The sequence below is a fragment of the Rhodobacter sp. genome (genome assembly GCA_020637515.1).
Lineage (GTDB): Bacteria > Pseudomonadota > Alphaproteobacteria > Rhodobacterales > Rhodobacteraceae > Pararhodobacter.
The window spans coordinates 2,577,564-2,599,036 of sequence record JACKKG010000001.1 but is presented as its reverse complement, the minus strand read 5'-3'; the positions used below and the strand labels follow the sequence as shown (position 1 = coordinate 2,599,036).

The 21,473-nt window shown below is 68.3% G+C and carries 20 protein-coding genes; 8 read left to right on the top strand and 12 right to left on the bottom strand.

Annotated elements, in window-relative coordinates:
* The first annotated feature begins 94 nt into the window (after nt 1-94).
* From purQ to H6900_12740, 3 genes are read left to right on the top strand one after another with little or no spacing between them, the layout of a single operon-like run.
* Complete coding sequence (gene purQ, locus H6900_12750) at nt 95-763, top strand: phosphoribosylformylglycinamidine synthase subunit PurQ (GenBank protein ID MCC0074147.1); 669 nt, start codon at nt 95-97, stop codon at nt 761-763.
* 58 nt (nt 764-821) lie between these two features.
* Entirely contained in the window at nt 822-2,588 is a 1,767-nt protein-coding gene (locus tag H6900_12745; protein MCC0074146.1) for a sensor histidine kinase, read from the top strand.
* Between the two features lie 37 nt (nt 2,589-2,625).
* The gene (locus H6900_12740) at nt 2,626-3,996 is read left to right on the top strand and encodes a sigma-54-dependent Fis family transcriptional regulator (protein MCC0074145.1); all 1,371 of its coding nucleotides are present in this window, start codon (nt 2,626-2,628) and stop codon (nt 3,994-3,996) included.
* 415 nt (nt 3,997-4,411) lie between these two features.
* Here H6900_12740 and H6900_12735 read toward each other — a convergent pair whose 3' ends face one another.
* Complete coding sequence (locus tag H6900_12735) at nt 4,412-5,401, bottom strand: SUMF1/EgtB/PvdO family nonheme iron enzyme (protein ID MCC0074144.1); 990 nt, start codon at nt 5,399-5,401, stop codon at nt 4,412-4,414.
* A 13-nt stretch (nt 5,402-5,414) separates the two neighbouring features.
* Nucleotides 5,415-7,064 carry a hypothetical protein gene (locus H6900_12730; GenBank protein MCC0074143.1) on the bottom strand — a complete coding sequence of 550 codons (1,650 nt, stop codon included), beginning with the start codon at nt 7,062-7,064 and terminating at the stop codon, nt 5,415-5,417.
* A gap of 335 nt (nt 7,065-7,399) precedes the next feature.
* Here H6900_12730 and fumC point away from each other — a divergent pair, with 335 nt between their 5' ends.
* The 3 genes from fumC (at nt 7,400) to H6900_12715 (ending at nt 9,960) form a co-directional block, all read left to right on the top strand.
* On the top strand, nt 7,400-8,794 hold the full coding sequence (gene fumC / locus H6900_12725) for a class II fumarate hydratase (GenBank protein MCC0074142.1): 1,395 nt from the start codon (nt 7,400-7,402) through the stop codon (nt 8,792-8,794).
* A gap of 108 nt (nt 8,795-8,902) precedes the next feature.
* Nucleotides 8,903-9,775, top strand: a complete 873-nt coding sequence (locus H6900_12720) for a neutral zinc metallopeptidase (GenBank protein ID MCC0074141.1) — start codon at nt 8,903-8,905, stop codon at nt 9,773-9,775.
* Nucleotides 9,775-9,960, top strand: a complete 186-nt coding sequence (locus H6900_12715; GenBank protein MCC0074140.1) for a DUF4169 family protein — start codon at nt 9,775-9,777, stop codon at nt 9,958-9,960. The genes H6900_12720 and H6900_12715 overlap by 1 nt, the downstream gene beginning before the upstream one ends.
* Nucleotides 9,961-9,962: 2 nt before the next feature.
* Here the strand turns inward: H6900_12715 and H6900_12710 are convergent, their stop codons facing one another.
* The 3 genes from H6900_12710 to H6900_12700 form a co-directional block, all read right to left on the bottom strand.
* Nucleotides 9,963-10,775: a class I SAM-dependent methyltransferase gene (locus H6900_12710; GenBank protein ID MCC0074139.1), complete on the bottom strand. Its 813-nt coding sequence runs from the start codon at nt 10,773-10,775 to the stop codon at nt 9,963-9,965.
* A gap of 134 nt (nt 10,776-10,909) precedes the next feature.
* The gene (locus H6900_12705; protein MCC0074138.1) at nt 10,910-12,211 is read right to left on the bottom strand and encodes an adenylosuccinate lyase; all 1,302 of its coding nucleotides are present in this window, start codon (nt 12,209-12,211) and stop codon (nt 10,910-10,912) included.
* Nucleotides 12,212-12,302: 91 nt separating this feature from the next.
* Nucleotides 12,303-12,767, bottom strand: a complete 465-nt coding sequence (locus H6900_12700) for a D-galactarate dehydratase (protein ID MCC0074137.1) — start codon at nt 12,765-12,767, stop codon at nt 12,303-12,305.
* A 93-nt stretch (nt 12,768-12,860) separates the two neighbouring features.
* On the opposite strand from H6900_12700, the gene moaA reads away from it, so the two are divergent.
* The gene (moaA, locus tag H6900_12695) at nt 12,861-13,871 is read left to right on the top strand and encodes a GTP 3',8-cyclase MoaA (GenBank protein MCC0074136.1); all 1,011 of its coding nucleotides are present in this window, start codon (nt 12,861-12,863) and stop codon (nt 13,869-13,871) included.
* 121 nt (nt 13,872-13,992) lie between these two features.
* Complete coding sequence (locus tag H6900_12690; GenBank protein MCC0074135.1) at nt 13,993-14,757, top strand: sulfite exporter TauE/SafE family protein; 765 nt, start codon at nt 13,993-13,995, stop codon at nt 14,755-14,757.
* On the opposite strand, the gene H6900_12685 is transcribed toward H6900_12690, so the two are convergent.
* The 7 genes from H6900_12685 to H6900_12655 all read right to left on the bottom strand — a co-directional run bounded on the left by H6900_12685 (nt 14,743) and on the right by H6900_12655 (nt 21,362).
* Nucleotides 14,743-15,720, bottom strand: a complete 978-nt coding sequence (locus H6900_12685; protein ID MCC0074134.1) for an alpha/beta hydrolase — start codon at nt 15,718-15,720, stop codon at nt 14,743-14,745. The two genes, H6900_12690 and H6900_12685, sit on opposite strands and share 15 nt — an antisense overlap.
* Nucleotides 15,717-16,007 carry a hypothetical protein gene (locus tag H6900_12680; GenBank protein ID MCC0074133.1) on the bottom strand — a complete coding sequence of 97 codons (291 nt, stop codon included), beginning with the start codon at nt 16,005-16,007 and terminating at the stop codon, nt 15,717-15,719. Before H6900_12680 ends, H6900_12685 begins: the two co-directional genes overlap by 4 nt.
* Complete coding sequence (locus tag H6900_12675; GenBank protein ID MCC0074132.1) at nt 16,004-17,191, bottom strand: phosphoglycerate kinase; 1,188 nt, start codon at nt 17,189-17,191, stop codon at nt 16,004-16,006. The genes H6900_12680 and H6900_12675 overlap by 4 nt, the downstream gene beginning before the upstream one ends.
* Nucleotides 17,192-17,288: 97 nt before the next feature.
* The gene (locus tag H6900_12670; protein MCC0074131.1) at nt 17,289-18,014 is read right to left on the bottom strand and encodes a peptidase; all 726 of its coding nucleotides are present in this window, start codon (nt 18,012-18,014) and stop codon (nt 17,289-17,291) included.
* A gap of 60 nt (nt 18,015-18,074) precedes the next feature.
* Nucleotides 18,075-18,881: a transglutaminase family protein gene (locus H6900_12665; GenBank protein MCC0074130.1), complete on the bottom strand. Its 807-nt coding sequence runs from the start codon at nt 18,879-18,881 to the stop codon at nt 18,075-18,077.
* Entirely contained in the window at nt 18,878-19,831 is a 954-nt protein-coding gene (locus H6900_12660; GenBank protein MCC0074129.1) for an alpha-E domain-containing protein, read from the bottom strand. Before H6900_12660 ends, H6900_12665 begins: the two co-directional genes overlap by 4 nt.
* A 118-nt stretch (nt 19,832-19,949) precedes the next feature.
* Complete coding sequence (locus H6900_12655) at nt 19,950-21,362, bottom strand: circularly permuted type 2 ATP-grasp protein (protein MCC0074128.1); 1,413 nt, start codon at nt 21,360-21,362, stop codon at nt 19,950-19,952.
* Nucleotides 21,363-21,473 lie beyond the last annotated feature (111 nt).

Here is a 21,473-nt window from a genome sequence, read left to right as displayed (position 1 = left end):
TCCGCCGGGCCCCCGCCAGCGTTGGCGAAAACCGCTTTCCCCCGGCGCGCGGGCGCAGTAAAGGAGGCCCGAACGCACACGTCTGGAGGCGCACATGAAGGCCGCGGTCATCACGTTCCCGGGTTCCAACTGCGACCGCGACCTTGCCGTCGCCTTCGAAGCCGCCGGCGCCGAGGTCACACGCGTCTGGCACAAGGACGCGGCGCTGCCCCAGGGCACCGACGTGGTCGGCATCCCGGGCGGGTTCTCGTTCGGGGATTACCTGCGCTGCGGCGCCATCGCCGCGCGCTCGCCCATCGCGAACGCGGTGCGCAGCCACGCCGAACGCGGCGGCTATGTGCTGGGCGTGTGCAACGGATTTCAGGTGCTGGTCGAATCCGGCCTGCTGCCGGGCGTGCTGATGCGCAACGCCGGGCTTCGGTTCCTGTGCAAATCCGTCACGCTCGAGGTCGCGACGACCGACAGCGCCTTTACCCGGGGCTACGCGCCGGGCCAGCGGATCGCCATTCCGATCGCCCATCACGACGGCAATTATCAGGCCGACGCCGAGACCCTGACGCAGCTTCACGCCGAGGACCGCGTGGCCTTTCGCTATGCGCAGAACCCGAACGGGTCGATGGGTGACATCGCCGGCATCCTGTCGGCCAACCGCCGCGTCCTGGGCATGATGCCACACCCCGAACGCGCGATCAGCGCCCAGCACGGCGGCACCGATGGCGTCGCGCTGTTCGAGGGGCTGATGGGCGCTTTGGCGCTGACGTGATCACAACCGCTCGCGCCGCTGCTTGAGCCCGCCCGCGCGGCTGCCTACACTGACCGGCATGAGCCAAGACCCCGCCCTCTCGTCGCCCGTGGCGGCCCTGCGCACCGGCGTGCCCGCCTGGGGCAAGGTGCTGGTCGGCGTGCTGCTGGTCGCGGCCGTGGCGACGGTCTGGGTGATGGATGGCTGGCTCGGTGACAGTTTCGCGGTCGATACGCGCAACCGGGCCGAACTCAGGCTGGTGCTGTATGCCGGCAACATCGAGGCCGAGTTGCAGCGCACCCAGGTGGTGCCGATCCTGCTGGCGCGCGACCCGGTCCTGCGCGAGGCGCTGCAAAACGCCAACTACGCGTCGATCTCGCAGGTGCTGATCCAGTTGCAGGGCGAGGTCGGCTCGGCGGCGATCGAACTGCTGGATACGACCGGACGGGTGGTCGCCGCCACGGATCGCAACCGACTGGGCGTGATGCGCGCGACCGACCCGCTGTTCGTGGATTCGCGGCGCGCCAACGACACGATCTTTTCCGTGCAGCCCCGCGATTCCGGCGGGTATGGGTTTTTCTATGGCCGCGCGCTCAGGTCCGCCGGGCAGGTGCTGGGCGTCGTCACGGTCGAGGTGGACCTGGCCAAGTTCGAACGCTCGTGGGCGGGACTGGCCGACGCGGTGGCGCTTCTGGACAGCGAGGGGCGGATCATCCTGGCCACCGAACCGCGCTGGCGCGGCCGGACCGAGGCCGAGGCCCTGGCCCTGCGCGCGCCGCCGACGGCCATCGAGCGCGCCTTGCAATACACCGCCGACCTGGCCGGGCGCGGGCCCGACGCCTTTGTCAGCAACGCCGCCGTGCTGCGGTCGGAAACGCGGGTGCGCCACCGTGGCTGGCGGTTGATCAGCTTCACCACCTACGACGGCGTGCGCGAAAAGGTGAACGGCGTTCTGGCGCTGGTCATCATGGGGTTCGCGCTGCTTCTGGCGATGGTGTTCTACATGCTGTCGCGCCGGGCGTGGTCGCTGTCGGCGCGGTTCGAACAGGAATCCGTCGAACTCAGGCAGTTGAACCTGCGCCTGCAACGCGAGATCGCGGCGCGCGAGAAAGCCCAGCAGGACCTGACCGTGGCCGAGCAAACGCTGGCGCAATCGTCGAAACTGGCGGTTCTGGGCGAGATGTCGGCCGCCGTCAGCCACGAGCTGAACCAGCCGCTGGCGGCGATGAAGACCTATCTGGCCGGCGCGCGGCTGCTGATGAACCGGCGCCGGTCCGAAGAGGCGCTGGTGTCGGTCCAACGCATCGACGACCTGATCGACCGGATGGGCGCGATCACCCGCCAGCTCAAGAGCTTCGCGCGCAAGGGCGGCGACGCGTTCCAGCCGCTGGATCTGCGCGACTGCGTGACCGAGGCCCTGACGATGATGGAGCCGCGCCTGCGCGAGCGCCGTGTGCTGGTGGTGCGGACCCTGCCCAAGGACCCGGTTCGGGTGATGGGCGACCGGCTGCGGCTGGAGCAGGTCATCATCAACCTGATGCGCAATGCCGTCGATGCCACGCGCGGGGTGAACGCGCCGCAGATCGACCTGATCCTGACGCAGGGCGACACGGTGACGCTGACGATCCGCGACAACGGCACCGGCATCGCCGCGATCGACAAGGTGTTCGAACCTTTCTACACCTCGAAGAAACCGGGCGAGGGGGTCGGGCTGGGCCTGGCGATCTCGTCCGGCATCGTCGCCGACCACGGCGGCCGCCTGACCGCGCGCAACGTCCCCGAGGGGGGCGCGGCCTTTGACATCGCGCTTCCGGTGCTGGAGCCTGCGGGCGAGGGCGCGGCGTGACCCTGACCGACCTGACCACCACGAGGAGAGTGCTTCCATGACCCCCAGCGAACTGGCTTCCCCCGACGGGACCCATTCGGGGCGGACCCCCTCGCGCATCGTCGTGATCGACGACGAACAGGACATGCGCGCGTCGATCAGCCAATGGCTGTCGCTGTCGGGCTTCCAGCCGGAAACCTACGCCAGCGCCGAAGAGGCACTGGCCAATCTCGGCGCGGATTTCCCGGGCATCGTCGTGACCGACATCCGCATGCCGGGCATGGACGGGATGGTTCTGCTGAAAAAGCTGATGGGCATGGACGCGACCCTGCCGGTTATCCTGATCACCGGGCACGGCGATGTGCCGATGGCGGTCGAGGCGATGCGGCTGGGGGCCTGGGACTTTCTGGAAAAACCCTTCGACCCCGAGCGCATGGCCGACCTCGCGCGCGCGGCGCTCAAGGCGCGCGCGCTGGCGCTGGAAAGCCGGGCACTGCGCCAGGAACTGGCCGACGGATCGACGCTGATGCGCCGGCTGGTCGGCAACAGCCCCGAGATGGTGCGCCTGCGCGAGGATATCCTGGATTACGGCCAGGCCGACGGCCATGTGCTGATCGACGGCGAGACGGGCACCGGCAAGACGCTGGTGGCGCACGCCCTGCACGCGGTCGGTCCGCGCGCGGGACGGAAATTCGTGACGGTCTCGTGTCTGGGGCTCGATGACGAGACGCTGGCCGCGCGTCTGTTCGGCCCGGTCGAGCAGGGCGGCCTGCCCCTGGTCGAAGAGGCGCGCGGCGGCACGCTGTGTCTCGAGGACATCGAGGCCCTGAGCCCGGCGATGCAGGGCCGCCTGTTGAGCGTCATCAACGACCAGCCGACGCCGCCCGCCACCCGCATCGTCGCGATCTGCAACGATCACAAGCCGGGGCGCACCTTGCAGGACGTGCTCAGGCCCGATCTCTACTTTCGCCTGGCGGCAATGACGCTGACCCTGCCGCCGCTCAGGACGCGCGGCGAGGACATTCTGGCGCTGTTCAAGTCCTATGCCGAAGATTACGCCGAGGAATACGGCAGCCCCGCACCCGATCTCAGCGCCCAGGACGCGGCCTATCTGTTGCAGGCGCCCTGGCCCGGGAACGTCCGGCAACTGATCGCGATCGCGGAACAGGCGGTGTTGCAGAACCGGCGCGGAACGGGCTCGGTCGTGTCGCTGGTGATGGCGGAAAACGAGGCCTCGGGCGGGGCGCTGACGACCGAGGGCAAGCCGCTCAAGGATTATGTCGAAGCCTTCGAGCGCACGCTCATCGACAACACGATGCGCCGGCACAAGGGCTCGATCGTCGCGGTGATGGAGGAGCTCTGCCTGCCGCGCCGCACGCTGAACGAGAAGATGGCAAAATACGGCCTGAGCCGCGCCGATTACACCTGACGGCGCGCGGAGGAGGCCCCTTGCACCGCTCAGCGCACGGGATCGACACCCCAGCGCCTTGCCGGGCGGTCTCGATCTGGTTGACGCAGCCCCGGGGCGCGCGGCTGTCCACCACGGGCGGCGTGGGGCCGGCGGGGTGGGCAAGGGGATCCACCGACCCTTGCCCTCCCTTCAGATCCGGGCACCGATCCGTTTCAGCCGGTCGGTCCGCACGAAGGCCGTGACCTGCGCCCCCGGGATCGGTCCGGCTGGTCCCGGGCGGGGCGACGCGGTGGACTGCCTCGTTCCGCGCCTGGTCGCTGTCGTCGGCCTCCAGCGGGTTCGCCCTGCGTTCGACAGGGCCCGCGCCAAGGTTTCGGAGCCCCGCCGATGTCAGATCGTCGCGTCCGTCACCGCCCGATTTCCGAGGCGGTGCTCAGAGGTCGCGAAAGCAGCGGAATCCCAGGTGATAGTTGGAATGGCTGGCCGGTGACAGCACGCGCGAGCCATGCCAGAACGGCGCCCGCCAGCGGGCCCAGTGTTCATGCGCGCGCACCGTGTCCCAGATGAACCACGATCCTTTCATTTCGGTCACACCCAGCGTCGTCGATCCGCGCGAGGCCATCTGGTCGGGCGCCAGCGGCAGGTTCATGTGCTCGGCCGCGTTGCCATCGATATCGTAGACCCCCAGCGGCGAATGGCATTGTGGAAAGGACCCCGCCGGATAGGTGTTCGACCCGCAGCCCGACCACGAGCCGCCGTTGCAGCCCGGGGTCTTGAAACTGCCCGTCGCGCAGACCCCGCGCCGCCAGGTGCCGATGGAATAGACGTTCGACTGGCTGGCGTAATGCTGGTTGTGCCAGGCCCGCATCGCCTGCTGGCTGCCAAGCGCGAAATTGTAGTCGGGCGGCAGCAGGGCGCCGGCCGCCGCGCCCTCCCATTCATGGGCGTCGCCGATGCGCGCACCCTCGGCCGCGCACAGCGCCACCGCCTGGTCGGCGCGCACCCAGGTCACCGGATAGACCAGCGGCACGTTTGGATATTCGAACATGAAGGCGCAGACGGTCGCGTCCTCGGGCGTCTGGGTGGCGGGATCGTAGAGCGGCACCTCGTAGGGGTGGCCGCAGATCCGTTCGAAGCGCGCGTTGCGATAGGCGCGGCGAACGCTGTCCACCGACCCGCCCTGCCGCTGCGCCGCCTCGTCCGGGGTCAGCGGGTGGCGGGTCACGGCGGGGTTGCCCTGACCCATGTGCGGCGCGGTGGCAAAGATCGCGCGGATGCGGCTCATGGTGGCGGCGCTCAGGCCACGCCACTGCTGCATCTCGCGAAACATCGCCTCGTTGTTCTGCTGGAGCGTCTGCGCGCTCGCGCCCAGCGGCGCCAGGGCGATCCCCAGCGCCAGAGCCAGCCTTGCCAGCCTGTTCATGACGGTTCCTCCCTCAGCGGCGGAGCAGGTAGAAGAAGTCGCGATTGTCGGAGAACTCGATAAAACGCCCCATCGGGGTGCCGTCGCGGTGGCGGGAATCGCTTTCCGCCATGCGCCGGTCCAGATGTTCGATGGTAAAGGTCTGCGATCCCGGTTCGCGCGCGTAGACCGCAGAATAGGTCAGGTCGAGCGAGTTCATGTCCAGCAGCATCGCATAGTCGCAGTGATAGGCCTGAAAGGTGCGCGCCATGCCCGAGGGGGTGGCGGACATGAACACCGCGTAGATCAGGATCTGGCGGCCGTCCACCGCGCGTTCGCACAGCCCTGAGCGCAGGGTGCGAAGCTGTGCCTCGGCGCTGCCTGACCAGTTGCCGCCCATCCAGCTGCGCACCTGCGCGCCCGGAACGCCCACGCCCTCGGCATCGGGTTCGACCAGCGGCGTGCCGTTCTGGCGCGCGAAGCGGATATGCGGCAGCAGGGAATTCAGGTCCTCGGACCAGGTTTCCATGTGCACGCTGCCGTCTTGCAGCACATAGATCGTCGCCAGACCCGGTTGCAGACGGCTGAGGACCACGCCGTTCACCACGAACCCATAGTGATGGCCGTGGTTGGTATAGGCGAAATCGGTCAGCCGCCAGGCGCCGTGGTCGCGCTTGAACCCGCCGGCAAAGATGCCCGCGACCCGGTCGATGAAGATCGGGTTCAACATGCCGGTCATTTGCAGGGGATCGACCGTGCCGAACCCGTCGGGACCCGGCAGCGAATAATCGCGGCCCTGGCCCGAGGGGCGCGGCGACCAGTCCACCTGCGGGTGATCGGTGCCGACCTCGTAGCGCAGATCGAACCGGCTGAGATCAAAGGCGAACATGTGCACGTCCGAACGGTTCTCGACCCCGTCCAGACCGTTCGCGCCGGGCACGTTCAGCACCGCCTGGCTGACCATTCCGGGCTGCACCACGCTGGCGTAGATACCAGGCGCGTTCTGCACGGCATACCAGCTTCCGGCCTCCATCTGGGTGGCTTCGGCGCCGACCAGATCGACCCGCAGGTTCGAGCGCATCACCGGGTGCGAGCGCAGGTCGGCCTGACCCAGCGCCGCCACGACCGAGCCGGCCTCGGCCTCGTCCATGGTCTGGGCCGAGGTCAGATAGGCATCCTCGTAGAGGGTGTCCTTGATGACGTTGATGAGGCTTTCCCCGAACGGGACATAGCTGCGCAGGAAATCCGTCACCGCCTCGCGCGTGGTGCGGCTGCCGGACCCGTGGTTGCGCACGAACAACCGCTGGTCGCAGATCGGCGCATAGGGCAGGTTCGACGCGCGCGCGGCCTCGAGTTCGCCGTCCCAGGGGGTGCAGGTGGTGGTGCCGGCCTCGCTGTCGATGGTCAGCGTGCGCCCATCGGCGCCCAGGGACACGGTGAACAGCTCGGGTGCGGCATTCTCGAGATGCCAGCTTCGGGCGCTGCGCCCCTCGCCGGTTTCCAGCACGAACCAGGCGTTCACATAGGGGTTGAGCGAGGTCAGCCTGAGCGCCGTGCCATCGGTTGCCGTGCCCAGCAGTTCGGCCCGGAAGGGCTGGAATTCAACCACGCTGCGGCGGTGATCCTCGCGGAAATCGGCGAATTGGGCGGCGCGGGTCGCGGCGGGCATATACCACGGGTCCATCGTGTCGGCCCGCGCGGGCAAAGTGGAAAGGGTCGCGGCCCCGGAGCCCAGCACCGCGATGAAAAGGGCGGTGCGCCGGGCGGCCTTAAAACCGTCTTGAGGCAAAGTCTTACTCCTGAAATGTCGTCGTCCCTCGACCGGGGGCGGGCGAGCGCCGTGGCGGCAGCCTGCAACAAAGCGGCGATTCAGGCAACACTCCGCCGGGTCGCGGACCGCGCGCATCAACTCTGTTTGAACGCCGGATGCCGCCTGCTTTGCATACATCCGCATACCAATTGCGTTTTCGCCCGCCGCTGGCTAAGAGACGGGCAGATCCATCGCAGGAGAGCCTCGCCATGACCGCGACCCGCACCGAGACCGACAGCTTCGGCCCGCTGGACGTCCCCGCCGACAAGTATTGGGGCGCGCAGACCCAGCGCAGCGTCATCAACTTTCCCATCGGGTGGGAGCGTCAGCCGGTGCCGATCATCCGCGCGCTTGGCGTCATCAAGAAGGCCTGCGCGCTGGTGAACAAGGCGCAGGGCGACATGGCGCCCGAACTGGCCGACGCCATCGCCGCCGCCGCGACCGAGGTGATCGACGGCAAGTTCGACGACAACTTCCCGCTGGTGGTCTGGCAGACCGGCTCGGGCACGCAGTCGAACATGAACGCGAACGAGGTCATCTCGAACCGCGCCATCGAGATGCTGGGCGGGGTCATGGGCTCGAAATCGCCGGTGCACCCGAACGACCATTGCAACATGGGGCAGTCGTCGAACGACACCTTCCCGACCGCGATGCATGTCGCCATCGCCATGCAGGCGCGCGACGTGCTGATCCCCGGCCTCGAAAAGCTGCACCGTGCGCTCGCCGCCAAGGCAGAAGAGTTCAAGGACATCATAAAGATCGGCCGCACCCACACGCAGGACGCGACGCCGCTGACGCTGGGCCAGGAATTCTCGGGCTATGCCAAGCAGGTCGAACGCGGGATCGAACGGGTGACCATGTGCCTGCCGCATATCTACGAACTGGCGCAGGGCGGCACCGCGGTCGGCACCGGGCTGAACACGCGGGTCGGCTGGGATTCGCGCGTCGCCGCGCAGATCGCCGAGATCACCGGCCTGCCGTTCGTCACCGCCCCGAACAAGTTCGAGGCGCTGGCCGCCCATGACGCGATGGTCATGTTCTCGGGCGCGCTGAAGACCGTCGCCGCCTCGCTTTTCAAGATCGCCAACGACCTGCGGCTGCTGGGCTCGGGCCCGCGCTCGGGTCTGGGCGAGTTGATCCTGCCGGAAAACGAACCCGGCTCGTCGATCATGCCCGGAAAGGTGAACCCGACCCAGGCCGAGGCGCTGACCATGGTCTGCGCGCATGTCATGGGCAATGATGCGGCGGTGGGATTCGCCGGCAGCCAGGGGCATTTCGAACTGAACGTCTACAACCCGATGATGTCCTACAACGTGCTGCAATCCATGCAGCTTCTGGGCGACTCGGCCAGCGCGTTCACCGACAACATGGTGGTGGGCACCCAGGCCAACACCCAGCGCATCGACAAGCTGATGAAGGAATCGCTGATGCTGGTCACGGCGCTGGCGCCGACGATCGGCTACGACAACGCGACCAAGGTGGCGAAGACCGCGCACAAGAATGGCACCACGCTGAAGGAAGAAGCGATCGCCCTGGGTTTTGTCGATGCCGAGACCTTCGATCGCATCGTTCGGCCCGAGGACATGATCGGCCCCAGGGGCTGATCCCGGGGGTGCGAAACGCACAAGGGGCGGTCCCGCGGGGCCGCCCTTTCGTTTGACACCCGCCGCGGCTGCGGCAACATGGCGCACAGGTGAGCAGGAGGGCGTGCGATGGAATGGCGTGGCAGACGGACCAGCAGCAACATCGAGGACCGGCGCGGCCGGGCCGGCGGGGGCGGTGGCGGCGGGCGCGGCCCCGGCGGGGCGCTGGGGATCGTCGGCACGCTGGTCGTGCTGCTGGTGGGCGCGTATTTCGGCGTCGATGTGACCCCGTTCCTGAACGCCTCGGGTGGTGGTGGCACGGTCGCCTCGGCCCCGGCGCCGACGGGCCCGAACCGGATCGACGACGACCAGGAGGCCTTTGTGGCGACCGTCCTGGCGGAAACCGAACAGGTCTGGACCGAGATCTTCCGCGCCTCGGGGCGACGGTATGCGCCGACGACGCTGGTGCTGTATTCCGGCGCCACCGGGTCGGCCTGCGGTGCCGCGCAGGCGGCCATGGGTCCGTTCTATTGCCCGGGCGATACCAAGGTCTACCTGGATACCGATTTCTTCCGCGTGATGCGCGATCAGCTTGGCGCGGGCGGCGATTTCGCCAATGCCTATGTCATCGCGCATGAGGTCGCGCACCACGTCCAGGACCTGCTGGGCACGTTGGGGCAGGTCAACGCGCAGCGCGCGCGCGTGTCGGAAAGCCAGGCGAACGCGCTGTCGGTGCGGATCGAATTGCAGGCCGATTGCTATGCCGGCCTCTGGGCGCAACAGGCATCGCAACGGCTGCGCGTGACCGATGCCGACATCCGCCAGGCGCTGGAGACCGCCGCGCGCATCGGCGACGACGCGCTGCAACGCGCGGCCGGCCGCCGTCCGGTGCCCGACAGCTTTACGCACGGCACCTCGCAACAGCGGCAGGACTGGTTCTTTCGCGGCTACCGCTCGGGCGATCCCGGGCAATGCGACACGTTCCGCGCGCAGAGTCTGTGATGGCAAAGATCGTCAATCTGCGCACCCGGCGCAAGCAGGCGGCCCGCGAAGAAGCCCGCGCAACGGGCACCGCGAATGCCGCGAAACACGGCCTGGCCAAGTCCGATCGCGATCTGGCCCGGGCGCGGGCCGAAAAAGCCCGGCGTGACCTTGACGGTCACGCCCGCGAGACGCCCGGCGACTGATCTCAGACGCGCCGCTGCCAGTAGACGCCGGTGCCGTCGATTTCCTGGATCTCGACGGTCTCGCCCTTGGCCTCGGCGTTCAGGTAGTCGTGCACGGCGGCCTTGCAGGCGGCGACGGCGTGATAGTCGTCCACCACCACATAGCCGCCCGGGCTGACCTTGTGATAGAGGGCCTTGAGCCCGTCCATCGTGCTTTCATACATGTCGCCATCGAGCCGCAGCACGGCCAGCTTGTCGATCGGCGCCGTGGGCAGGGTCTGGCTGAACCAGCCCTTCAGGAATTTCACCTGATCGTCCATCAGGCCATAAAGGCGAAAGTTCGCCTCGACCTGTTCGCGCGAGATCGCCAGGGCGGGCAGGGTGTAGTGCTTGTCCCCCTTGTCCAGCGCGTAGGCCTCGGCGTTGGGCGGCGGGAGCCCCTCGAAACTGTCGGCAACCCAGACCGTGCGGCCGGTATCGCCATAGGCCTTCAGGATCGCGCGCATGTAGATGCACGCACCACCGCGCCAGACGCCGGTTTCGATGAAGTCCCCCGGGACCCCGCGTTCGATCACGTCCGAGCAGATCTGGCGCAGGTTCGACATGCGCCCCTGGCCGATCATGGTATGCGCGACCGAGGGCCAGTCCAGCCCCTTGGTGCGACGGCTGGGGTCGAATTCGGTCCCGGTGACATGCTTGGCCCGCATTCCCAACGCCTTGAAAAGGCGGGTCAAAGGCGTGCGTTTCAGCGGCGGGTCCTTGTAGATTTCGTTGATGAGAACGTCTTGAATCAGGTCGAGGTACAAGTTACGCAACACAATATCGGAGGCGGTCATGGGGTAATTCCGTAAGGAAAGGTAAATTCCCTTAACGGAACTCCGACATCCGATCAAGGCTCAGCATGGCTGCCGGATCGCCCGCGCCCGAGTCCCTGCGCCCCAGTCCCTGTGTCGCGGTCTTGAGCGGTCGGTCAGCCGAACACCCGGCGGAAGATCGTATCGACATGCTTGGTATGATAGCCCAGATCGAATTTCTCGTTGATCTGGTCCTCGGTCAGCGCCTTGCGCACCTCGGCGTCGGCCAGCAGTTCCTCGCGGAAATCCTTGCCCTGTTCCCAGACCTTCATCGCGTTGCGCTGCACCAGGCGATAGGCGTCCTCGCGCGAGACTCCGGCCTGGGTCAGGGCCAGAAGCACCCGCTGCGACATGACCAGGCCCTTGAACTTGTTCATGTTTCTGAGCATGTTCTCGGGGTAGATCACCAGTTTCTCGATCACCCCCGCCAGCCGGTTCAGAGCGAAGTCCAGGGTGATCGTGGTGTCGGGGCCGATGCCGCGTTCGACGCTGGAATGGCTGATGTCGCGTTCGTGCCAGAGCGCGACATTTTCCATCGCAGGCACCACCGCCATGCGCACCAGACGCGCCAGACCTGTCAGGTTCTCGGTCAGCACGGGGTTGCGCTTGTGCGGCATCGCCGACGAACCCTTCTGCCCGGCCGAGAAGAACTCCTCGGCCTCGAGCACCTCGGTGCGCTGCATGTGCCGGATCTCGATGGCGATGTTCTCGATCGACGCGGCAATCACGCCCAGCGTGGCAAAGAACATCGCGTGGCGGTCGCGCGGGATCACCTGGGTGCTGATCGGCTCGGGCGAGAGGCCCAGCATCGCGCAGACATGCTCTTCGACCGCCGGGTCGATGTTGGCGAAGGTGCCGACCGCGCCGCTGATCGCGCCGGTCGCGACTTCGGCCCGGGCGGCCTCGAGCCGGGCCTTGCCGCGCGCCATCTCGGCGTAGAACCGCGCAAAGGTCAGCCCCATCGTCGTGGGTTCCGCATGAATCCCGTGCGAGCGGCCGATGCGCACGGTGTCCTTGTGTTCATAGGCGCGCCGTTTCAGGGCCGTCAGCACCTTGTCCATATCCGCCAGCAGGATGTCGGCGGCGCGCACCAACTGCACGTTCAGCGTGGTGTCCAGCACGTCCGAACTGGTCATCCCCTGGTGGACAAAGCGCGCGTCCTCGGCACCGACATGTTCGGCCAGATGGGTCAGAAACGCGATCACGTCATGCTTGGTGACGGCCTCGATCTCGTCGATGCGGGCAACGTCGAATTCGACGTCCTTGGCGCGCCAGACGGCTTCGGCGTTGGCCTTGGGGATCACACCCAGCGCGGCCTGCGCGTCGCAGGCGTGGGCCTCGATCTCGAACCAGATCCTGAACTTGGTTTCCGGCGACCAGATGGCGACCATTTCGGGGCGGGAATAGCGGGGGATCATGGGCGGACCTCGGTCTCTGGGGGACGGCTGAGCGCCTGATAGACCGCAGCGGCTGGGCGTGCAAGGGCGCCCCGGCCGGTGTCAGTCGGCCTCAGTCGGCATAGACCGCGAGCGTCGCCAGATCGCCCAGCGAAAGCCCCAGCGCCTGCATCGCCTGCAACGAGATCTGGCTGCCCGCCGTCGCCGCCGCGCCCGAGGGGCGCAATTCGACCGCGACCGCCCGGCCCGAGGCCGCGACGACCCGCCCTGGACGCGGCGCCGTGACCAACCCGGTTGTCAGCCAAAGGCCCCGGTCGGCCGGCGCGCCCAGCCCGGCCAGCGTTTCGCCCAGATAGCCGTCGGCACCGGCCGGCGCACTGGCCTGCACGGCGGCTGGCGCGGCCGTTTGCGGATCGGTCTGCGCGTCCCCGGGCCGGGCCTGGGGGTGCGTCACGCTGTCGCCCGGGTCGAGGGTCACCGCGACATCCGGCGCCGGTGCCGGCGTGTCGCGGCCGGGCAGCGACAGGCCGCAGGCGGCCAGCAGGGGGATCAGCAACAGAGTCGGGGCACTACGCATGGCCGAACACTAGCCCCGCGCCGCGCACCCGGCAAGGCGGCTGCCTTGTCTCTCACGCGAACGCGCACTAGCTTTGCCGCAACCGGAGGTTCCATGTCCACCAAAGCCCCCCTTGTCGACCCCTTTGCACGCGCGATCCAGTATCTGCGCGTCTCGGTCACGGATCGCTGCGATTTTCGCTGCACCTATTGCATGGCCGAGCACATGACCTTTCTGCCCAAGAAGGATCTGCTCTCGCTCGAGGAACTCGACCGGCTGTGCACGGCCTTCATCGGGCTGGGCGTCGAGAAGTTGCGCATCACGGGCGGCGAACCGCTGGTGCGCAAGGGCATTCTGACGTTCTTTCAGGGGATGCGGCGGCACCTGGACAGCGGCGCGCTGAAGGAGCTGACGCTGACCACCAACGGTTCGCAACTGGCGAAATTCGCCGCCCCGCTGGCCGAGGCGGGGGTGCGGCGGGTGAATGTCTCGCTCGACACGCTCGACGACGCGAAATTCGCCACCATCACCCGTTGGGGACGGCTGTCGCAGGTGCTGGCCGGTATCGACGCGGCGCGCGCGGCGGGCCTGACGATCAAGATCAACGTCGTCGCGCTGAAAGGCTTCAACGAGGACGAGCTGGTCCCCATCACCGAATGGTGCGCGCGTGAGGGGCACGACCTGACCTTCATCGAGGTGATGCCCATGGGCGAGATGTCCGAAGAGGCGCGTCTCGATCAATATTGGCCGCTAAAGGACCTGCGCGCCCGCCTGGCCGAGGTCTTTACCCTGACCGATCTGCCCGACCGGACGGGCGGTCCCGCGCGCTATGTCCGCATCGAGGAAACCGGCCAGCGCATCGGTTTCATCACCCCGCTCACGCATAATTTCTGCGAAAGCTGCAACCGGGTGCGCGTGACCTGCACGGGCGAGCTGTTCATGTGCCTGGGGCAAGAGGACATGGCCGATCTGCGCGCGCCGCTCAGGGCCTCGGACGACGACCGGGTTCTGGAGCAGGCGATCCGCGCGGCCATTTCGCGCAAGCCCAAGGGCCACGATTTCGATTATTCGCGCCAGCGCGTCGCCGGGCAAATGAGCCGCCACATGAGCCATACAGGCGGCTGACGCCCGCCTCCCTTACGGGCCCGCCCGGTGTCGCCCTGGAGGGGGCTGGACAAGTGCGACGCGGCAGGGTCTGGTGGCGCCGCGGGGGCAGGGCGGTCCCTTGGACAGGAGCACCCGGCGCATGGCGGATTGGACGGTTTTCGCGACCCCGGCGATGCTGTGGGTCACCGTGCTGGCGGTGTCGCTGGTCGGGCTGTCAAAGGGCGGGCTGGGCGGCGCCTTCGCGCTGATGGGCGTGCCGGTCATGTCGCTGGTCATGCCGCCGGTGCTGGCGGCGGCGGTGCTGCTGCCGATCCTTCTGATGATGGATGCGGTCAGCCTGTGGACCTGGCGCGGCTGGCGCGACGGGTCGGTGCTGCGGGTGATGCTGCCGGCCGCGCTGATCGGCATCGGACTGGGCTGGGCGACGGCGGCGATCACCTCGGACGCGGTGGTGCGGCTGATGGTCGGCGCGGTGGCGCTGGCCTTTGCTGCGCGCGCGCTGCTGGGGCGCTGGCTGGGCCGGGCGCCGCGTCACATCCCGGCGATGGGCTGGCTGTGGGGGGCGGTCGCGGGGTTCACCTCGTTCGTGGCGCACGCCGGCGGGCCGCCGTTCCAGATCCAGGTCTTGCCCAAGCGGCTGGACCCCCGGACCTATACCGGAACCTCGGTGATCTTTTTCGCGGTGGTGAACGCGATCAAGGTTGTGCCCTATGCGGCGCTGGGGATGTTCCAGCGCGACGTTCTGATCTCGGCGCTGGTGCTGGCGCCGCTGGCGGTGGTCGCGGTGCGGATCGGCGCGGCGATCGTCAGGCGGATGCGGGCCGAGGTCTTCTATCCCTTCACCTATACGATGGTCGCGCTGGTCGGGGTGAAGCTGGTCTGGGACGGTCTAGCCGCGCTCTGAGCCGTCCGGGGCGCCGGGCAGGCCGGCGCGCGCCGCAACCCGGTTCACGGCGTCCAGAACCGCGTCGGGGTGGGAATGATGGGGCATGTGCCCGGCCCCCGCCAGCACCGTCAGCCGGGCCGAGGGCACCTCGGCCGCCAGCTTGCGGGCGTGGATGTCGATGCCGACCACGGTGTCCGCGTCGCCGTGCAGAACCTCGATCGGCAAGCAAAGCGCGGCGTAACGGGGCTGCATCCGCGTGACATGCGCCAGCAGGGCATTGACCTGCCGCGTGTTCGCCGCCTGCGTCTGCCGCCTGAGCGCCAGGCCCGGGCCAAAATGCGCCGCATAGCCAATAGGCACCGGCGCGGGTGCAAAGACCGCGGCCAGCGAGGCGTCGATCATCCGCCGGGGCGCCAGCCCCGCCGCCAGCACCCGCGCGGGACGGCCCAGCGGCGTGGCATTCACCGCATACCAGGCGCCCAGGCCGTAGCCCTGCCACGGGTGCGTGGCCCCGGCCAGCAGCACCAGTCCGGCGGTCTGCGGGTCCTGCAAGGCCCAGCCCATCGCCACCGATCCGCCATAGGAATGGCCCAGCACGACGGGCCGCGTGACCCCAAGCGCGGCCACCGCCTGACGCAGCACGCGCGCCTGCACCATCGGGTCGCTGTCGGCCTCGCCCCAGCCGTCGGACCAGCCCATGCCGGGCCGATCCACGGCGATCACCCGGAACCGGCCGGCCAGCCGATCCGCCAGGTCAAAGGTGAAATCCCTCAGATTGCCGTTCGCGCCGTGGATCAGCACCACGGCGGGGGCGTCCGTCCGACCGCTGACATGCGCATGGATGCGGCGCCCCTCGACGGGGATGAACTGCCCTTCCGGCGGAAAGGCGTGGCGCCAGGCGGTCTCGCGTCGCCGCGCGTTCAGCAGCGTCAGCGCCGACGAGCCGGCCACCACGCCCGCTGCCGCCGCCAGCAGGCTCATGCCGGGTCCTGATGGCCTGCGAACCGACCCGCGCGCCCGCCGCGACGGCGCTGCGTCGATGGCGTCGCGCGCGCGGCCTCGGCCAGAAGGGCGGTCATCGGGTGCGCGGTGGCGGCGTGGCGCGCGTGCAACCGCGCCGCCGTCGCCGGCTGATCGGCATCCAGTGGCAGGCTCAGCGCCCAGTCCATCAGGATCGAACGGCACTCGCTCTCGGTGATCCCATCGATGCGAAAGCTTTCGCGGATCAGCCCCTTGGGGTCGTCGGGGTCGGGGGCAGGGCGGGTCATGACCGCTCCAGCACCGCGACGCCGGGCAGGACCTTGCCCTCCATCCATTCCAGGAAGGCGCCGCCGGCGGTCGAGATATAGGTGAAATCCTGCGCCGCCCCGGCCCGGTTCAGCGCCGCGACCGTATCGCCCCCGCCGGCGACCGAAATCAGCGCACCCGCGCGCGTCCGCTCCGCCGCCCTGGCCGCGGCGGCGTTGGTCGCGGCGTCGAACGGCTCCAGCTCGAAGGCGCCGAGAGGGCCGTTCCAGATCAGCGTCTGGGCGCTGTCGAACAGGTTGGCGATCGCCGCGACGCTGGCGGGGCCGGCGTCCAGGATCATCGCGTCGGCGGGGCATTCGGCCACCACCTCATGCGCGGCATGGGCCTTGAATTCGCGCGCGACCACCAGGTCCGAGGGCAAGAGGATCGTGCAACCGGTATCCGCGGCCTTGTCCAGGATCGCGCGCGCGGTGTCGGCCAGGTCGTGTTCGCACAGCGATTTTCCGACCGGCTTTCCCTGCGCCGCCAGAAAGGTGTTGGCCATGCCGCCACCGATCACCAGCGCATCGACCCTGGCCACCAGATTGCCCAGCAGATCGAGTTTGGTCGAGACCTTGGCCCCGCCCACCACCGCCACGAGCGGGCGCCGGGGGTTGCCCAGCGCCGCGTCCAGCGCCCGCAGCTCGGCCTCCATCAGGCGGCCGGCGCAGGACGGCAGCAGCGTGGCGATGCCCTCGGTCGAGGCGTGCGCCCGGTGCGCCGCCGAAAAGGCATCGTTGACGTAGATGTCGCCCAATGCCGCCAGCGAGGCCGCCATCATCGGGTCATTCTGTTCCTCGCCCGGATGAAAGCGGGTGTTTTCCAGCAGCAGCACGTCGCCCGGCTGCATCGCCTGGATGGCCTGCTTGGCCGGGGCGCCGATGCAATCCTCGGCAAAGGCCACCGGCCGACCCAACCGCTGGGCCAGCGCGGGACGAACCTGCGACAGCGACATGGCCGGCACGACCTTGCCCTTGGGACGGCCGAAATGGGCCAGCAGAACCACCCGCGCGCCCTTTTCGGCCAATTCGCGGATCGTCGGCAGAACCGCGTCGATGCGGGTGAAATCGCTCACCGCGCCGTTCTCGACGGGCACGTTGATGTCCACGCGAACGAGCGCCGTCTTGCTCGCGAAATCGAAGGAGTCGAGGGTTTTCCAGCTCATCGCGCCTCTCCGGTTCTTTGGCGTTAGGGATGCCCGCATGGGGCGCCCGCGTCAACCGCTGACGCGCGGTCGGGGCGGCTTCCTGCCCAGCGCGGGCTCAGATGCGGATCTTCTGGAACCCGTCGCGCAGGGCGTTGGACCAGGCCTGCGACATGGCGCGGAAATCCTCGTCCTGGGCCTCGATCCGCTGCACCTGACTGACGGTGCAGGCATCGCGTTCGATCACGCAGTAATCCAGCGGCATCCCCACCGACAGGTTCGAGCGCAGCGTGGAATCCATCGACAGCAGCACCGCCTTGCGCGCATCCTCGAGCGAGGTGTCGGGCGTCACCACGCGGTCCAGGATCGGCTTGCCGTATTTGTGCTCGCCGATCTGCAGATAGGGCGTGTCCTCGGTCGCCTCGATGAAATTCCCCTCGGGGTAGATCAGGAACATGCGCATCGCGCCGCCCTTGCGCTGACCGGCGACGATCATCGAGGCCGAGACGCTGACCTTCGAGGCGCTCATCTTGCCGTCGATGTCCTGGCGGACCGAGGCCAGCGTGTTGCCGACGATCTCGGCCACCTCCAGCATGGTCTGCGCGGCCAGGATCGAGCGCGCGCCGTCGGTTTCGGGGTGTTCGATCGACTCGCGCAGACGGGCGATGGTGGTCTGCGTCACCGACAGGCTGCCCGCGGTCAGCAGCACAACAGCGCGCTCACCCGGCACCTCGAAGGTGAACATCTTGCGATAGGTGGCGATGTTGTCCAGGCCTGCGTTGGTGCGCGTGTCGGACAGCAAGACCATGCCCGCCTTCAGAAGCAAACCGACGCAATAGGTCATCGCCACCCTCCCAGGCCGACGCGCGGGACCCCTCTGACCCCGGTGCGGCAGCCGCGCAGACTACTGCTGCGCCGCGGCGACCGCAACGGCGATTTCCATCACTTCGCGTGCCCCGCCGCGGGCGATGCCGCGGATCGGTGCCGCCGCCCTGGCATCGGCGCCGCAGCCCAGCCGGATGTAGCGTTCATCCGGACAGCAGCGGTTCGCGGGGTCGAAACCGACCCAGCCGAGCGTGTCGATCCAGATCTCGGCCCAGGCGTGGGCGGCCTCGTGCGCGGTGCCCTCGGCATCGGCGAACAGGTAGCCCGAGACATAGCGCGCCGGCAGATCCCGCAGACGCGCCAGCGCGATCAGCGCGTGCGCGTGGTCCTGGCAGACGCCTTCGCCCAGCGCGAGGGCCTCGGCGGCGGTGGTGTGGGCATGGGTGGCGCCGGGCCGATAGGCGATCGCCGCCGCGACGCGCGCCGACAGGTCGTGCGCCAGCGCCAGCGCGTCGGCCCCGTCGCCCGCCGCCGCCATCTCGCGCAGCACCGTATCGGGACGGGTGGGCGCGGTCTCGTCCAGCCAGGCGGTGACGGGGATCCCCTCGCGGTTGCCGCGCAGGATGCCCGAACGGTCGTGCGTCTCGACCGTGCCGCGCACGGTGACGTCGATGCGACTGACCGGCCCGCGCACCGTCCAGCCCTGCACCCAGTCGCCGGCGCCGTCACGGAACGCGCCGCCCTCGAGCCCGTCGCTGACCGTGACCGTCCAGTCCAGAACGCTCTGGTTGCGGCACAGGGTGGGCGTCAGCCGGTGGCTTTGCACCACCAGCCGCACCGGTTGCTCGTAAAGATAGCTGGTGACGTGATCGACAGTCAGCCTCATCGCATGTCCCCGCTGAGATAGCTGTCATGAATCTGCTGGCCGACCTCGCCCGCCTCGCGGATGAACCGGGTGAGGAACTCGTGCAGCCCCTCGTCGAAGATTTCGGCCACGGTGATGCCCGACATCCCGGCCAGCAGGGCGCGCCCCGCGGCCTGCGCCGGGGTCGAGACCCCATAGGCTTGCCGCAGCCGGTCCAGATGGTGGCTGATCCCGTCCACGCAGGTGATCAACCCGCGCGGGGTCTTGTCGTTCAGGATCAGGAAGTTGGCGATCTTGGTCGCGCTGATCTCGCCGCCCTCGGCCCAGTGAAAGGCACGGTGCAGGCCCATCGCGCGCAACAGCATCCGCCACTGGTAATTGTCCAGCCCCGACCCGACGAAATCGACGTGCGGCAGCAGGACATAGTATTTCACGTCCAGCAGCCGCGCCGTCGCGTCCGCGCGTTCCAGATAATACCCGAGGTTCAGGAAATCCCAGCCGTCGTTGCGCAGCAAGGTGGCGTCGATGGCGCCGCGCACCATCGCCGTGTGCCGCCGGGTCCATTCCGTGAGCTGGTCCAGCGACCCGTCGCGTCGCGGCGCACGCTGCAAGGCGCGCAGCTCTTGAAAGGCGGTGTTCAGCGCGTCCCAGACCTGCGTCGTCAGCGCGGTGCGCACGATGCGCCCGTTCTCGCGCGCCCGCCCGATGCACGAGGCCACGGACGAGGGGTTCTCGGTGTCGTAGAACAGATGGCTCTCGATGTTGCGCTGCACCGGGTCGCCGTATTTGCGCGCAAAGGTGTCGGCCATGCCGCCGGCGTGCAGCAGCGCCTCCCATTCGTTGCGGTAGCCCTGTTCCGAATTGGGCAGCAGCGCCATCCGCTCGCCCACTTCCAGAAGCCGCGCCACGGTTTCCGCGCGCTCCATGTAGCGCGCCAGCCAATACAGGTTGTCCGCGGTTCTGCTCAGCATGATATCGCCCCCCTCGCACGCCGCGCCCCATCATCTTGTCGGAAATACGCCGCGGGGGTCCGGGGGTGCGAAACCCCCGGCGCCTGCCACCGGCGCCGCGCTGACCCTCGGGCGCCCCTCATTCCGCCAGCACCCAGGTGTCCTTGACGCCGCCGCCCTGGCTTGAATTCACCACCAGCGAGCCCTCGCGCAGCGCCACCCGGGTCAGCCCGCCGGGCACCAGTTCGATGCGTTCGCCCACCAGGCAATAGGGGCGCAGGTCCACATGCCGCGGCGCCACGCCTTCCTCGACAAAGGACGGCACGGTGGACAGCGCCAGGGTCGGCTGGGCGATGTAGTTGTCAGGGTCGGCGACGATCTTGGCGCGGAACGCCTCGATCTGCTCGCGCGTCGATTTCGGCCCCACCAGCATCCCGTATCCCCCCGAGCCGTGGACCTCCTTGACCACCAGGTCCGCGAGGTTGTCCAGCACATGGCTTAGGTCATCGGCCTTGGCGCATTGCCAGGTGGGCACGTTCTGCAAGATCGGCTCCTCGCCCAGATAGAAGCGCACCATCTCGGGGACATAGGTGTAGACGGCCTTGTCATCCGCGACGCCCGCCCCGGGGGCCGAACAGATCGACACCCCGCCCGAGCGGTAGACGTCCATCAGACCCGGCACGCCCAGCATCGAATCGGGTCGAAAGCAGAGCGGGTCCAGAAAGGCGTCGTCGATACGCCGGTAAATCACGTCAACCTGTTTCGGTCCCTGGGTGGTGCGCATCCAGACGTGCTTGCCCTCGACGAACAGGTCCTGCCCCTCGACCAGTTCGACGCCCATCATGTCGGCCAGGAAGCTGTGCTCGTAATAGGCCGAATTGTAGTGCCCCGGGGTCAGGATCGCGATCGTCGGATCGCCGGCGCAGCCCTCGGGCGCGACCGAGGCCAGCGTGCGGCGCAGGAGTTCGGGATAGGCCTCGACCGGCTGGATGCGGTTCTGGCGGAACAGGTCGGGGAACATCCGCATCATGATCTCGCGGTTTTCCAGCATGTAGCTGACACCCGAGGGCGTGCGGCAGTTGTCCTCGAGCACATAGAACTCGTCAGGCCCGGTGCGCACCAGGTCGATGCCGACGATATGCGAATAGACCCCCTTGGACGGGCGGATGCCGGCGACGGCCTTTTCATAGGCCTCGTTCAGATAGACCAGCCGGGCAGGGATGCGGCCCGCGCGGACGATCTCGCCCCGGTCGTAGACATCGGCCAGAAAGGCGTTCAGGGCGCGGGCGCGTTGCTTGATGCCGCGTTCCAGCCGGAACCATTCCTGCGCGCTGAACACGCGGGGGAACATGTCGAAGGGGATCAGCCGGTCGGGATCGCCTCCCTCGCCATAGACGGCAAAGGTGATGCCGATGCGCCGGAACAGGGCCTCGGCCTCGGCCTGCTTGAGGTTGCGCAAGTCGGCGGGCATCTGGCTGACCCAGTCCTGCAACTGCGCATACGGTGGGCGAACCGCGCCGCCGGTCATCATTTCGTTGAAGAATATGCTCATACTCGCTCACCCCCGTGCGCCGAGTTTAGACGATCCCACGCGGGCGGCAATGGTAAGAGATCGGGCAACGTCGCCGGGCCGCGGGCAGGGAATTGCCCGAAAAACAGGCAC